This window comes from Streptomyces sp. 135 (assembly GCF_020026305.1).
Taxonomy (GTDB): Bacteria; Actinomycetota; Actinomycetes; order Streptomycetales; family Streptomycetaceae; genus Streptomyces.
On record NZ_CP075691.1, the window covers coordinates 4039083 to 4052766 of the forward strand.

13 protein-coding genes are annotated in these 13684 nt (G+C 68.5%); 7 read left to right on the plus strand and 6 right to left on the minus strand.

Annotated features, from left to right (window positions below; translation table 11 throughout):
• Window positions 1-56: 56 nt before the first annotated feature.
• From KKZ08_RS18170 to KKZ08_RS18180, 3 genes are read left to right on the plus strand one after another with little or no spacing between them, the layout of a single operon-like run.
• On the plus strand, window positions 57-2303 hold the full coding sequence (locus tag KKZ08_RS18170; protein ID WP_223775463.1) for an RNA degradosome polyphosphate kinase: 2247 nt from the start codon (window positions 57-59) through the stop codon (window positions 2301-2303).
• Between the two features lies 1 nt (window position 2304).
• Window positions 2305-3393, plus strand: coding sequence for a CHAD domain-containing protein (locus KKZ08_RS18175; RefSeq protein ID WP_223779100.1), 1089 nt, complete (start codon window positions 2305-2307; stop codon window positions 3391-3393).
• The gene (locus tag KKZ08_RS18180) at window positions 3390-3914 is read left to right on the plus strand and encodes an NUDIX hydrolase (protein WP_223775464.1); all 525 of its coding nucleotides are present in this window, start codon (window positions 3390-3392) and stop codon (window positions 3912-3914) included. Before KKZ08_RS18175 ends, KKZ08_RS18180 begins: the two co-directional genes overlap by 4 nt.
• Here KKZ08_RS18180 and KKZ08_RS18185 read toward each other — a convergent pair.
• The 5 genes from KKZ08_RS18185 to KKZ08_RS18205 form a co-directional block, all read right to left on the minus strand.
• A complete protein-coding gene (locus KKZ08_RS18185; protein ID WP_223775465.1) occupies window positions 3890-4294 on the minus strand; it encodes a lasso peptide biosynthesis B2 protein in 405 nt (134 codons plus the stop codon). The genes KKZ08_RS18180 and KKZ08_RS18185 overlap by 25 nt on opposite strands.
• Window positions 4291-4551, minus strand: coding sequence for a lasso peptide biosynthesis PqqD family chaperone (locus tag KKZ08_RS18190; protein WP_223775466.1), 261 nt, complete (start codon window positions 4549-4551; stop codon window positions 4291-4293). The genes KKZ08_RS18185 and KKZ08_RS18190 overlap by 4 nt, the downstream gene beginning before the upstream one ends.
• Window positions 4551-6224, minus strand: coding sequence for an asparagine synthase-related protein (locus KKZ08_RS18195; protein ID WP_223775467.1), 1674 nt, complete (start codon window positions 6222-6224; stop codon window positions 4551-4553). Before KKZ08_RS18195 ends, KKZ08_RS18190 begins: the two co-directional genes overlap by 1 nt.
• Window positions 6225-6385: 161 nt before the next feature.
• A complete protein-coding gene (locus tag KKZ08_RS18200) occupies window positions 6386-6520 on the minus strand; it encodes a lasso RiPP family leader peptide-containing protein (protein WP_223775468.1) in 135 nt (44 codons plus the stop codon).
• Window positions 6521-6684: 164 nt separating this feature from the next.
• Window positions 6685-7620: a helix-turn-helix domain-containing protein gene (locus tag KKZ08_RS18205; RefSeq protein ID WP_223775469.1), complete on the minus strand. Its 936-nt coding sequence runs from the start codon at window positions 7618-7620 to the stop codon at window positions 6685-6687.
• Between the two features lie 733 nt (window positions 7621-8353).
• On the opposite strand from KKZ08_RS18205, the gene pstS reads away from it, so the two are divergent.
• The 4 genes from pstS to pstB all read left to right on the plus strand — a co-directional run bounded on the left by pstS (window position 8354) and on the right by pstB (window position 12550).
• Window positions 8354-9481: a phosphate ABC transporter substrate-binding protein PstS gene (pstS, locus tag KKZ08_RS18210; RefSeq protein WP_223775470.1), complete on the plus strand. Its 1128-nt coding sequence runs from the start codon at window positions 8354-8356 to the stop codon at window positions 9479-9481.
• A 113-nt stretch (window positions 9482-9594) separates the two neighbouring features.
• Window positions 9595-10623, plus strand: a complete 1029-nt coding sequence (pstC, locus tag KKZ08_RS18215) for a phosphate ABC transporter permease subunit PstC (RefSeq protein WP_223775471.1) — start codon at window positions 9595-9597, stop codon at window positions 10621-10623.
• Entirely contained in the window at window positions 10620-11693 is a 1074-nt protein-coding gene (pstA, locus tag KKZ08_RS18220) for a phosphate ABC transporter permease PstA (RefSeq protein WP_223775472.1), read from the plus strand. Before pstC ends, pstA begins: the two co-directional genes overlap by 4 nt.
• A gap of 80 nt (window positions 11694-11773) precedes the next feature.
• Entirely contained in the window at window positions 11774-12550 is a 777-nt protein-coding gene (gene pstB / locus KKZ08_RS18225; protein ID WP_223775473.1) for a phosphate ABC transporter ATP-binding protein PstB, read from the plus strand.
• A gap of 127 nt (window positions 12551-12677) precedes the next feature.
• Here pstB and KKZ08_RS18230 read toward each other — a convergent pair whose 3' ends face one another.
• Complete coding sequence (locus KKZ08_RS18230) at window positions 12678-13676, minus strand: inorganic phosphate transporter (protein WP_223775474.1); 999 nt, start codon at window positions 13674-13676, stop codon at window positions 12678-12680.
• Window positions 13677-13684 lie beyond the last annotated feature (8 nt).

Below are 13684 nucleotides of genomic sequence, written 5' to 3' on the forward strand. Positions count from 1 at the left end.
TCGCTCCCGCGCTCTCCGACGCGCCCATCGGCGTATCCACGCGGAAGAATGGCTTCATGAGCCAGCCGAACACGCAGGGACAGGTCCAGCACGCCCAGCCTTCCGTCGGTTCCATCGCCGCGCACAGGCCGCACACCATCGCCGCCACCATCTCCGACCTCGCCCCCGACCTCGACGCCGACCTCGACGCGTACGACGAGGACGCCCAGGTCGGGCACGACGGCGTCGAGCTGCCGCAGGGGCGGTTCCTGGACCGGGAGCGCAGCTGGCTCGCGTTCAACGAACGGGTGCTTGAACTCGCCGAGGATCCACAGACCCCCCTCCTCGAACGGGCGAACTTCCTCGCGATCTTCGCCTCCAACCTGGACGAGTTCTTCATGGTCCGCGTGGCCGGCCTCAAGCGCCGCATCGCGACCGGCGTCGCCACCCGCTCCGCCTCCGGCCTCCAGCCCCGCGAGGTCCTCGAACTCATCTGGAACCGCTCCCGCGAGCTCATGGCCCGGCACGCCGCCTGCTACCACGACGACGTCGCGCCCGGCCTCGCCGACGAGGGCATCCAGCTGGTGCGCTGGCACGAGCTGACCGAGAAGGAGCAGTCCCGGCTCTTCACGCTCTTCCGCCAGCAGATCTTCCCCGTCCTCACCCCGCTGGCCGTGGACCCCGCGCACCCCTTCCCGTACATCTCGGGGCTCTCGCTCAACCTCGCCGTGGTCGTACGCAACCCCGTCTCCGGCCACCAGCACTTCGCACGCGTGAAGGTCCCGCCGCTGCTCTCCCGCTTCCTTGAGGCCTCCCCCCAGCGGTACGTCCCCATAGAGGACGTCATCGCCGCTCCCGCGCACCTCCAGGAGCTGTTCCCGGGCATGGAGATCCAGGAGCACCACATGTTCCGGCTCACCAGGAACGAGGACCTGGAGGTCGAGGAGGACGACGCCGAGAACCTCCTCCAGGCCCTGGAGAAGGAGCTGATGCGGCGCCGCTTCGGGCCCCCGGTGCGCCTGGAGGTCGAGGAGTCCATCGCCCCGAACGTGCTGAGCCTGCTGGTGCGCGAGCTGAAGATCAGCGAGGCCGAGGTCTATCCGCTGCCGGGCCCGCTCGACCTCACCGGCCTCTTCAGCATCGCCAAGCTGGACCGGCCCGAGCTGAAGTACCCCAAGTTCGTGGCGGGCACCCACCGCGACCTCGCCGAGGTCGAGTCGGCGTCCGCGCCCGACATCTTCGCCGCCCTTCGCGAACGCGACGTACTCCTGCACCACCCGTACGACTCGTTCTCCACCTCCGTGCAGGCGTTCCTGGAGCAGGCGGCGGCCGACCCGGACGTCCTCGCGATCAAGCAGACGCTGTACCGCACCTCGGGCGACTCCCCCATAGTCGACGCCCTGATCGACGCCGCGGAGTCCGGCAAGCAGGTTCTCGTCCTCGTCGAGATCAAGGCCCGCTTCGACGAGCAGGCCAACATCAAGTGGGCGCGGAAGCTGGAGGAGGCGGGCTGCCATGTCGTCTACGGCATCGTCGGCCTGAAGACCCACTGCAAGCTCTCCCTCGTCGTACGCCAGGAGGGCGAGACCCTGGTCCGCTACTCGCACGTGGGCACCGGCAACTACCACCCCAAGACCGCCCGCCTGTACGAGGACCTCGGTCTGCTCACCTCCAACGCGGAGGTCGGCGCGGACCTCTCCGACCTCTTCAACCGCCTCTCCGGCTACTCGCGGCGCGAGACCTTCCGCAGGCTCCTCGTCGCCCCCAGGTCCCTGCGCGACGGACTCGTCTCGCGCATCGACAAGGAGATACAGCACCACCGCGCGGGCCGCCCCGCCTACGTCCGCATCAAGGTCAATTCGATGGTCGACGAGGCGGTCATCGACTCCCTCTACCGCGCCTCGCAGGCGGGTGTCGACGTGGACGTGTGGGTGCGCGGCATCTGCGCGGTGCGCCCGGGCGTCGCGGGCCTGTCGGAGAACATCCGCGTACGTTCTGTCCTCGGCCGCTTCCTTGAGCACTCCCGCGTCTTCGCCTTCGGCAACGGCGGCGAACCGGAGGTGTGGATAGGCAGCGCCGACATGATGCACCGCAATCTCGACCGCCGTATCGAGGCGCTGGTCAGGGTCCAGGACCCGGCGCACCGTACGGCCCTCAGCCGGCTCCTGGAGACCGGCATGTCGGACACCACCGCCTCCTGGCACCTGGGCGCGGACGGAAACTGGACCCGCCACTCGGTGGACCAGGACGGCCAGCCCCTGCGCAACGTCCAGGAGATGCTCATAGACGCCCGGAGGCGCCGGCGTGGCACAGCAACACCATGAGATGACGGGTACGGGTACGGGAGCGGGCGCGGCCCACGAGGCACTGGCGGCCCACCTCCAGGACCAGGCCACGGAGTTCCTCCGCTCGCTGCGGCTGCACCGCGAGTCCACGACGGACGCGCAGGGCGCCGAGGAGTCCCTGGCGGCGGCCCGCTCCCTGCGCCGCGCGGCCCGCCGCATCGGCGCGGCCCTGCACACCTTCCGCCCGCTCCTGGACCCCCAGTGGTCGGCGGCCCTGCGCCCGGAGCTGGCCTGGCTCTCGGGCACGCTGGCCCAGGAGCACGCGTACGCGACCCGCCTGGAACGCCTCCTGGAGGCGCTGCACCGCCTCTCGGGACCGCCCCAGGTGCCGGTCCCCGCCGCTCCCGTCACTTCAGTCGCTTCCGCCACTTCCGTCGCTCCCGTCACGGTCACGCGTACCGCGCCGGGACGGCCCCGGCCGGCGTCCGCCGACGACAGGGGCGGCGCCCAGCGCGGCCTCACGGTGGGCGCGGCCAAGGCCGCCGCCCTGCTGGAGCGGCAGCTGACCCTGGCCCGCACCCGCGCCCACTCCACCGCCCTCCAGGCCCTCGGCTCCTCCCGCTTCCACGCGGTGGCGGACAGCGTGGCGGTGCTGGCCAGCGAGGTCCCCTTCAGCGGCGCCACGGACGACCTGGAGCAGCTGGCGGCCAGGGCGGAGTCCGACCTCGCCGAAGCCGTGGAGGCCCTGCCGCTGGGCCGGGCGGGCCACCCGTACAACGCCGAGGCGCTCGCCCACGGCCTGCACTCCGCGGAGTCCGCGCCCGACGCCCAGGACGCCCCGTGGCTGAAGGTCCGCTCCCTGCTGCGCCTGTACCGGTACGCCCACGAGGTCATCCAGGGCCCCGCCTCCCTGGAACCCCGGGTCCTGGACGCGAGCCGCGCCCTGAACGTCCACCGGGAGGCCGCGGCCGCCGCGTCGGCCGCGGCGCAGGCGGCCCGCACCCCGCGCATCGCCCCGGCCACGGCGTACGCCCTCGGCGTGCTCCACGCCGACCAGCGCCATGAGGTGGAAGCGGCGCGCTTCGCCTTCCAGCGCGCCTGGCAGCACGAGACGGTGAGTACGGGATGACGTACGGCGACGGCGTCGGCGACGAGGAAAGGGGCGGCGACACCGTCCTCGCCGCCGGCTGCGTCCTGTGGCGCCCGGCGGCCACGGCCACGGCCACGGCCACGGCCACGGCCGAGGACAGCATCGAACTGGCGCTGGTGTACCGCCCCAAGTGGGCCGATTGGTCCCACCCCAAAGGCAAGCTCAAACACGGGGAGTCGGCCCGTGACGCGGCCGTGCGAGAAGTATTGGAAGAAACCGGCATGACATGCGCGCCCAGCACAGAACTCACCACCGCCCACTATCGGGACGCGTACGGCCGCCCCAAGGAGGTCCGGTACTGGGCAGCCGAAGCGGTCAGCGGCACCTTCACCCCCAACTCCGAGGTGACGGAGCTGCGTTGGCTGAGCCCTGGTGAGGCCGGCCGCCGCCTGACCCAGCCCGGTGACGTGGATCTCGTCACCGAACTGCTGGCCGTACGCGCACGAGGCCTCCCAGGTAACCCTGGGAGGCCTCGTCACACGGACAGCATGGGCACGTAGTAGCCCGGCGGATAGGGCTCACCGATCAACTGCCCCTCTGCCTCGACCCAGGCGTGAGCGGCGAACGGTTCGGTGCGGACACCGGTGCACCAAGTCGGCCAGCAGCCCCGCATACGGCAGAGCAGAGCCGTCGCTATGGAACGCTGCAGGCAGTTCTGCCCGGCGCACCGCAGGCTGACCGAGACCACTGCCTCGCGTGCCGCGAGGGCCTGGGCGGCCGTGGCCGGCCGGGCACGGCGACGCGCGATCTCCATGAAGCGGCGCAGCCGTCGCGGCGGGGCTTTGGCCAGCAACCGAGCGATCGCGACAGCGATGAGCGGTGCCGCACGCCGACGCCGGTCTCGTCCGTCGCGTGGGGGAAGAGCAACGGGAACGCTCATCGGGACACCGCCAAGCCGGCACGGTCGAGCTGTTCCGTGACCGTGGTGACGTCCCGCAACGCGTGGTCGACGGTGATACCGCAGCCCGCCGCGATGGCCTGGGCGATCTCTTCAGGGCTGTGACCGTCCAGGAGGCGCCTGAGTATGCGGGCACCCGTGGCGTTGAGCTGCCAGTAACGCCCCTTGGCCTGGTCCAGGAGCACCGTGCCATCGGCGGTTTCGGCGAGGGACACATCAGGGCGCAGACGGATGGACACTAGGCTCCCCCGAGGTGAGTTGGTGTCGAGGCCTCCACCGCACGCAGCCATGACTCGCAGCCGAGGAGATACTCGATGTCTTGCAGGATGGTGGTGTTCCGCTGAGGAGCGAGGAGGTTTGACTTCAACCGATCTGCGTCGATGAGGCCCCTGGCGGCGAGCCGGGAGTCGGCGAACACATCGAGCAGAGCAGGCACGTTGCCCTTGATGCCTATGCGGACGTCCTCGCTGAACTCTCCCTTCGTGGAACGACCGATGACCATGTCGGGCAGGACCCCCCGCATCGCTTCGGACAACAGGGGTTTGTAGCGCCACGGATCCGACCGCTCCTCCGGTTTCACGGCGAGTACCGCCTCGATCAGCCGGTCGTCGAAGAACGGCATGTCGAGGTGGATCGACTCCCGGGCGAACGGTTCCCTGAGGAGACGGTGCAGGAAAGCGCTGCTGCGCAGGATGAGCAGCAACTGGTGTTGTCCGAGATCCTCGGCGTACCGGGGTGTCTCAACGGCGGTGCGCAGAAATGCGGTACGTGCGAGCTCGATGCCGGTCTCGGTGACCCAGGGGGAGGCGCGAAGCGGCCAAAGACCCCACCCGAGCACGGGCCTGCGCAGCGGGGGTGGTGGTGCGGTGAGGCCGGCGGCCTGGTCCTGCCACCAGGACCGCACAGAGCCGGGGCGCAGGAGGGCAGCTGTCGTTCCCGCCAGGGGCCACCGCTTGAGCGCGCTGTAACCGCGCACGTGTTTGAGTGCTGTGCCAGGCCTGTGCAGCAGAAGCTTGTGCAGGTACCCGGCGAGAGGCGTGAAGAGCTCGTCCCCTCCGTGCCCCGCGAGGTGGCGCCGCGAGCCGTGCTTCGCCATGAGCCGTGCAACGTAACGCGTCTGCGCCCCCGTGCGGATGAACGGGTAAGGCTCCTCGGTGCTCGCCCAGGACCCGGGATCGGTGAAGATCGACGGTAGGTCCTCCTGGGGGGCGACAAGGTGTTCCGCAGTCGGCAGTGCGCCCATGCTGTGAGAGGCGAACAGAGCATCGTCATTGGTGACGTCGGCCTCAGCGGTCCGAAACGTGAGCAGGTCGGGAGTTTTGCGGGCAGCCAGGAAACACAAGGATGTGGAGTCCATGCCGCCGGACAGATCAGTGCTCAGCCTGCCCTCGCCCGGGCCCCTGTCCTCCATAGCAGCCGCCATGACCTCCCGTACCTTGCCGGCGCCTTCGCCGAGGGACTGCTCGGGGGCCGGAGGCGTCCACCAGCGGGTCTCGTGTGCCCGCTCGTCCCCCCAGACCAGGCAGTTGTCCGGGGCGAGAACCGAAACGCCCTCCCACAACGGCTCATGACTCAGCGGAGCCGGCAGCAACCTGCCGCATGCGACGCGAACGGCGAGAGTCTCCTCGTTGATGCTCGCGCCGGCCATGGCCGCCAGGACGTCGGCTCTGTCCGCAGCTACATCCACGCCCTGCACACGGGCGTAGAAGACTGGGTGCAAGCCGACGATGCTCCCCTGGATGCGTGTCCTGCCGTGAACGGAAACCGCCAGGATGCTCGAACCCGGAAGTTTTCGCGCCAGGCTTCCTACATCGGAGAGACTCCGCACGTGCGAGGCGAGCCGACCCAACTCGGTGGCGGTGACCGGGCAAGCCCCGATCACCGCCACCCGCACCGGGCCCTTCGTCGCCACGACAACCTGCTCTGCCGGCCGCCGCCCCAACAGCCACGGCCTGCCCGAGTCGTGCGACGCCACGAGCGGAAAACGCACTGTCGTCGACTCGAAGACACTTTCGGCTGCCGAGTGGTCCGGAAGTACTACGTACCCGGTGTCAATCACTGGTCAGACCTAACTCAGAAGAGGCCGTTCTTGCTGTCCCACGCGTTTCCGTAACCCAGCGTGTCCTCGCTGAATTCACCGACCTCAGCCAGCATCGGGGGAACGTAGTCCTGCGAGGTGAACTCTTCCTTGAGCTCCTGCTCGTACATGTTTCCTCCTTTGATTCGGGATTCACGAGGGCCTCGCGAATCCGCTACGACAACCATGGTCGCCCTATCGGTAGGCATGATCCAGTGAAATCGAGTCACGGACCACCGGGATACGGACGCATCGTTCGACACCGCTCGAGGCAGCCACTCCGATGTCACCACTCTCAGTTAGGGAGTGGCGATGCACTCGAGGCGGACGCGCGCCGGTACGCATGCGGACTGAAACCCGTCGCCTCTTTGAAACGGTCCCGGAAAGCCGTCAGCGAGGCGAAACCGACGTCTGAAGCGATGCGTTCGACAGAGTAGGACGTGGTCTCCAGCAGGCACTGGGCCCGGCTGATGCGGGCCCGATGCAGCCACTGGAGGGGCGTGATGCCGGTTCGATCGTGGAAGCGGCGGGTCAAGGTGCGCGGACTGACACCCGCCCGGGCCGCGACGTCCGCCACGCTCAGGTGGCGGGTGAGGTTCTCCTGGAGCCACAGCAGCAGCTTGTCGAAGGTGGAGTCCTCGGAAGCGGGTGGCCGGCTTTGGCCGACGAACCCTGCTTGGTTCTTGGGGGCCGCGTCGGGCAGAACGGCCTCGTGCGCGACCGCCGCGGCCACTTCGGGGCCGTGGTCGCGGTGAACCAGGTGCAGACACAGCTCCCAGCAGTTGGCGGAGCCGGTGGAGGTGAGCGCTTGCCCCTTGTCGATGTACAGAGTCTGCGGGGCGGCGCCGACCGCTGCGGGATCGGGCGTGAACAACGGTCGGCCGACCGGGCCGACGGATGCCAGAGGATTCGCTCTTCCATCGGGCGACACGCAGGCGATGCGTGCGCCCCTGGACGCGGCACGGCTGACCGCAGCGCTGACCGCAGCGGTCAGCGGGTGAGCGAGGGACGTGCTCGGGATGATGACCGTGTCCGCTTCGGCGACCGTATCGAGGCCCCAAGGAGCATGCAGCGAGAACCCCCCTGCGTTGACCTCGGGCTCCTCTGCACAAACTCGGACATGGTAGGCGGGGCGCCCATCCGACAGGCGCACATGACCAAATACCTCGATCGCCGCGGCCATGTCGAGGGCGACGATTTGATCGAGTATCAGGATGGCGACTTTATGCATGATCCAGAAGTAATCACACCAACCCGTACGACCACAACGGAATTTCCTCTGGCGCAATTGTGATAGCTCGAACCGTCAATGACGTCGACACTTGCCCACAAACCCGGACACAGCCATTTCAATTCAATGTGAAACAAACGAGCCCAACATAAGGAGGAAGGGGCGAGATGCGGTCGTCAACTTCGACTCAAAACATACGGGGACGACCGGCGGCGTAAAGCCACGGCCGCACCGTGGACGGACGGCCGCAAGGACCTGAAGCCGTCACCATGCGCACCGCCCGCGCGGCCCTCCACAGCAACAGCCGACGACTGCGGCGTCCCCCACACCGGCCGGTAACGGTGACGGCCCGGCCCGCTGGAGCACGCACTCAACACACTTGCCGGCCACCGCCGCCCGCAAGGCCGAGGCGCCTGCCTCCCTAACGCCATCACCGCTCTTCTTCAGCCACAACGAACCAGCCGTCACGGGCCGCAGCACCCAGGCGCGCCCGCTTGCCCACCTGCACCAATCTCCCCCGGACCTATGACGCCGGGCCCAGCTACCTGACGGTACGTGCTCGTAGCGCTACTTTTTGTGATGGACTCCCTAACCAGGCCGACCGCCGAGGTTCACCCGCCGTTCACTCCTGCCCATCAGCCGCTTCACCTGTCCTGCCTAATTTCGGCCTTACAGACAGACATCGCACGCCGCCAGCAACGGGCCGGCGGCTCCCGGAAGGAAAATCCGAAAAGTGAAGCTTCAGCGCAAGAACCGGCTCCGCGCCCTCTCCCTCGGCGCCCTCGCCGTCTCCGGCGCCCTGGCCCTCACGGCGTGCGGCTCCGACGACACGAGTGGCTCCGGCGACGGCGGCAAGGAGACGAACGCCAACGCCAACATCAAGTGCGACGACGCCAAGGGCCAGCTCGCGGCCTCCGGCTCGTCCGCGCAGAAGAACGCGATCGACGCCTGGCGGAAGGTCTACACGACCAACTGCAAGGACGTGCAGCTGAACTACAACCCGACGGGTTCGGGCGCCGGCATCACCGCGTTCCTCCAGGGCCAGACGGCGTTCGCCGGTTCCGACTCGGCGCTGAAGCCCGACGAGATCGCCAAGTCGAAGAAGGTCTGCAAGGAGAGCCAGGCCATCGGCCTGCCGATGGTCGGCGGCCCGATCGCCATCGGTTACAACGTCCCCGGTGTCGACAACCTGACCCTGGACGCCAAGACCCTGGCCGACATCTTCAACGACAAGATCGAGTCCTGGGACGACAAGGCGATCGCCAAGCTCAACCCCGACGTCAAGCTCCCCAAGACCAAGATCCAGGCCTTCCACCGCTCCGACGAGTCGGGCACCACGGACAACTTCACCAAGTACCTGAAGGGTGCCGCCCCCGACGCCTGGCCCTACGAGCCGGGCAAGTCGTGGGAGCCCAAGGGCGGCCAGTCGGCGAACGGCTCCGCCGGTGTCGCGGGCCAGGTCAAGCAGACCGCGGGCGCCATCTCCTACTTCGAGCTCTCCTACGCGGGCGAGGGCATCAAGACCGTCGACCTGAAGACGCAGGCCAAGGAGCCGGTGAAGGCCACCGTCGACAACGCCTCCAAGGCGATCGCCGAGGCCAAGGTCATCGGCAAGGGCAAGGACCTGTCCCTGGAGCTGAACTACAAGCCCACCGCCGAGGGTGCCTACCCGATCACCCTGGTGACGTACGAGGTCGTCTGCGAGAAGGGCAACAAGCCCGAGACGCTCGCCGCCACCAAGTCCTTCCTGACCTACATCGCCAGCGAGGACGGCCAGAACGTCCTCAAGGAGAACGACTACGCGCCGATCCCGGCCGAGATCATCGCGAAGGTCCGCTCCACCGTCGCGGGCCTGAGCTAGCTGAACCGAGTGCGGCCGGCCCCGCGAGTCAGGGCCGGCCGCACCGTCCGGTGCACCGCCGCCACGGAGCGCCCGCCACGTGAGCGCGGCAGCTCCGCAGACCGGAGAACCCCATGGACATATCAAGTAAGACGACCGCACCACCACCCGTCGAAGTGAAGCCCGGCCTGCCCCGGGACAAGGCGGAGAAGGCCGCCGCGCGCGGCGCCACCCGGCCCGGCGACCGGATCTTCCTCGGATTCTCCCGGGGCTCCGGCATCGCGCTCCTCGCGATCATGGCCGCCATCGCGGTGTTCCTCACCTACCGCACGGCCCTCGCACTCGCCGACAACACGGGCAACTTCCTCACCACGTTCGAGTGGGACCCGGCCGGCGCCTCCACCGGCGGCAAGCCGTACTTCGGCATCGCCGTGCTGGTCTTCGGCACCGTGGTCAGCTCGATCATCGCCCTGCTGATCGCCGTCCCCGTCGCCATCGGCATCGCGCTGTTCATCTCGCACTACGCGCCGCGCAAGCTGGCCGGCCCCATCGCCTACGTGATCGACCTGCTGGCCGCCGTGCCCTCGATCGTCTACGGCCTCTGGGGCGCCCTCGTGGTCGCGCCCAACCTCACCGGCCTCTACAGCTGGCTCGACGACTACTTCGGCTGGACGGGCGTCCTCGCCTACCACGGCGGCGCCCCGCGCTCCCTGATGACCGTCGGCATCCTCCTCGCGATCATGATCCTGCCGATCATCACGAACGTGAGCCGCGAGGTCTTCCTCCAGGTCCCGAAGATGCACGAGGAGGCCGCACTGGCCCTCGGCGCCACGCGCTGGGAGGTCATCCGCATGTCGGTGCTGCCCTTCGGCCGCTCCGGCATCATCTCCGCCTCGATGCTGGGCCTCGGCCGCGCGCTCGGCGAGACGATCGCCGTCGCCACCGTGCTCTCCCCGTCCTTCCTGATCAACGCGTCCGTGCTCGACTACGGCGGCGGCACCTTCGCGCAGAACATCGCCAGCAAGTTCAACGAGGCCAGTGAGTACGGCCAGGACGCGCTCATCGCCTCCGGCCTGGTCCTGTTCGTCATCACCCTGCTGGTCAACGGCGCGGCCCGCCTGATCATCGCGCGCCGCAAGGAGTACTCGGGGGCCAACGCATGAGCACCACGACACCCACCCCGTCCGGGCCCCTCGTCAAGCCCCCCGCCACCCTGAAGGCGGCCACCCTCCCGCGCTGGAGCCCGCTCGCCGTCGCGCTCGGCTCGGCCGCCGTCGCCGTCGGCGTCGGCCTCGGCGCCGGTCTGCACAGCCGCATCCAGTGGGGCCTGATCGCCGCGCTGCTCTTCATCATCGGCTCGTACGCCCTCGCGGTCACCGTCGAGGGCACCCGCCAGGCCAGGGACCGCCTCGCCACCTCGCTGGTGTGGGTGATGTTCCTGCTGGCCGTCGTCCCGCTGGCCTCGCTGGTCTACGAGACCGTCCAGCGCGGCATCAAGGTCTTCGACGTCTACTTCCTGACCCACTCGATGGGCGTCCTCTCCGACGACGAGACGGGCGGCGGCATCTACCACGCCCTCATCGGCACCCTCCAGCAGGTGGTGCTGGCCTCGGTCATCGCCGTGCCGATCGGCCTGCTCACCGCGATCTACCTCGTCGAGTACGGGCGGGGGAAGCTCTCCAAGGTCATCACGTTCTTCGTGGACGTCATGACCGGCATCCCCTCGATCGTCGCGGGCCTGTTCGTCCTCAGCTTCTGGATCCTGATCCTCGGCTTCGGCTACTCGGGCTGGGCCGGCGCCATGGCGCTCGCGATCCTGATGATGCCGGTGATCGTCCGCTCCACCGAGGAGATGCTCAAGCTCGTCCCGAACGAGCTGCGCGAGGCCTCGCTCGCCCTCGGCGTGCCGAAGTGGCGGACCATCCTCAAGGTCGTCCTGCCCACCGCGATCGGCGGCATCACCACGGGCGTCATGCTCTCGGTGGCCCGCATCGCCGGTGAGACCGCGCCGGTCCTGCTCCTGGTCTGGGTGAACCCCCTGATCAACACGAACCCCTTCGAGGGCTCGCAGGCCTCCCTGCCGCTGTACGTCTACCAGCAGTACGCGGCAGGCACCGACGCGTCGTACGACCGTGCCTGGGCGGCGGCGCTCGCCCTCATCGGCTTCATCATGATCCTCAACCTGGCGGCCCGCGGCATCGCCCGCTGGAAGGCCCCCAAGACGGGCCGCTAAGTGCCCGTCAGTCGGCTCCGCCGACGGAAGGCCATATCAGCGACCCTCGTAGTAGAGACCCGAAAGAAGCAGTGATCCCCATGGCCAAGCGAATCGACGTATCGGGCCTGACCGCCTACTACGGTTCCCACAAGGCGATCGACGACATCTCGATGACCGTGGAGCCCCGCTCGGTGACCGCCTTCATCGGACCGTCGGGCTGCGGCAAGTCCACGTTCCTGCGCACGCTGAACCGCATGCACGAGGTCACCCCCGGCGGCCGCGTCGAGGGCAAGGTCCTCCTGGACGACGAGGATCTGTACGGCAAGGGCGTCGACCCGGTGGCCGTGCGCCGCACGATCGGCATGGTCTTCCAGCGCCCGAACCCCTTCCCCACGATGTCGATCTACGACAACGTCGCGGCGGGCCTTCGGCTCAACGGCTCGTACAAGAAGTCCGAGCTGAACGAGATCGTCGAGAAGTCCCTCAAGGGCGCGAACCTCTGGAACGAGGTCAAGGACCGCCTGAACAAGCCCGGCTCCGGCCTCTCCGGCGGCCAGCAGCAGCGTCTGTGCATCGCGCGGGCCATCGCGGTCGAGCCCCAGGTGCTGCTCATGGACGAGCCCTGCTCGGCCCTGGACCCGATCTCGACCCTCGCCATCGAGGACCTGATCGGCGAGCTGAAGGAACGGTTCACGATCGTCATCGTGACGCACAACATGCAGCAGGCGGCGCGCGTCTCGGACCGCACGGCCTTCTTCAACCTCTCCGCGGTCGGCCAGCCCGGCAAGCTCGTCGAGATCGACGACACGGAGCGGATCTTCTCCAACCCGTCGGTCCAGGCGACCGAGGACTACATCTCGGGCCGCTTCGGCTAGGCCCTCCGGACTCCCCGCGGTGCTGCATGGCGGTGCCACCGCAGGGACAACAAGAAAGGCCCGCCCCTGGCTCCCGGGGGCGGGCCTTTCCTTCGTACGTACGGCTGACAGGTACGTACTCCTGGCGCTACAAGAACGCGAGGTTCACGATCCAGAAACTCACGGCCGCGACAAGCGCAGCGGCCGGCATCGTGATGAACCAGCCCAGGATGATGTTCTTCGCGACACCCCACCGCACCGCGTTCACCCGCTTCGTCGCACCCACGCCCATGATCGCGGACGTGATGACGTGCGTCGTCGAGATCGGCGCGTGGAACATGAACGCGGTGGTGAACATGATGCCCGCGCCGGTCGTCTCGGCGGCGAAGCCCTGCGGCGGGTCCAGTTCGATGATCTTGCGCCCGAGGGTCCGCATGATGCGCCAGCCACCCGCGTACGTACCGGCCGACAGCATCAGCGCACAGGCGATCTTGACCCAGATCGGGATGGGCGCGTCCGCGCTCTGCACGTCGGAGATGACCAGGGCCATCACCACGATGCCCATCGTCTTCTGCGCGTCCTGGAGGCCGTGGCCGAGCGCCATGCCGGCCGCCGAGACGGTCTGCGCGATGCGGAAGCCCCGCTTGGCCTTGTGCGGGTTGGACCTGCGGAACATCCACATGATCGCGCACATCACGAGGTACCCGACGGCGAGACCGACGAGCGGCGACAGGAACATCGGAATGACGATCTTGTCGACCACGCCGGACCAGATGACGCCGATGCCACCGGCGAGCGCCGCCCCGACCATGCCGCCGAAGAGCGCGTGCGAGGAGGACGAGGGAAGGCCGAAGTACCAGGTGATGAGGTTCCACACGATGGCGCCGATGAGCGCCGCGAAGAGGATCCACATCCCCTTGTCGCCGTGCGGGGTCTCGATGATCCCCTCACTCACGGTCTTGGCGACGCCGCTGCCCATGAAGGCACCGGCGAGGTTCATGACCGCGGCCATGGCGAGCGCCGCGCGGGGCGTCAGCGCGCGGGTGGAGACGGAGGTGGCGATGGCGTTCGCGGAGTCGTGAAAGCCGTTCGTGTACGTGAAGCCGAGCGCGACGCCGATGGTCACGATCAGAGCAAAGGTGTCCATGGCGAGGC

Excerpts from the sequence above, each read along its gene's own strand:
- KKZ08_RS18170 (WP_223775463.1), top strand. The coding sequence starts at position 57 with ATGAGCCAGCCGAACACGCAGGGACAGGTCCAGCACGCCCAGCCTTCC.
- KKZ08_RS18175 (WP_223779100.1), top strand. The coding sequence starts at position 2,305 with ATGACGGGTACGGGTACGGGAGCGGGCGCGGCCCACGAGGCACTGGCG.
- KKZ08_RS18180 (WP_223775464.1), top strand. The coding sequence starts at position 3,390 with ATGACGTACGGCGACGGCGTCGGCGACGAGGAAAGGGGCGGCGACACC.
- KKZ08_RS18185 (WP_223775465.1), bottom strand. The coding sequence starts at position 4,294 with ATGAGCGTTCCCGTTGCTCTTCCCCCACGCGACGGACGAGACCGGCGT.
- KKZ08_RS18200 (WP_223775468.1), bottom strand. The coding sequence starts at position 6,520 with ATGTACGAGCAGGAGCTCAAGGAAGAGTTCACCTCGCAGGACTACGTT.
- KKZ08_RS18205 (WP_223775469.1), bottom strand. The coding sequence starts at position 7,620 with ATGCATAAAGTCGCCATCCTGATACTCGATCAAATCGTCGCCCTCGAC.
- pstC (WP_223775471.1), top strand. The coding sequence starts at position 9,595 with ATGGACATATCAAGTAAGACGACCGCACCACCACCCGTCGAAGTGAAG.
- pstA (WP_223775472.1), top strand. The coding sequence starts at position 10,620 with ATGAGCACCACGACACCCACCCCGTCCGGGCCCCTCGTCAAGCCCCCC.
- pstB (WP_223775473.1), top strand. The coding sequence starts at position 11,774 with ATGGCCAAGCGAATCGACGTATCGGGCCTGACCGCCTACTACGGTTCC.
- KKZ08_RS18230 (WP_223775474.1), bottom strand. The coding sequence starts at position 13,676 with ATGGACACCTTTGCTCTGATCGTGACCATCGGCGTCGCGCTCGGCTTC.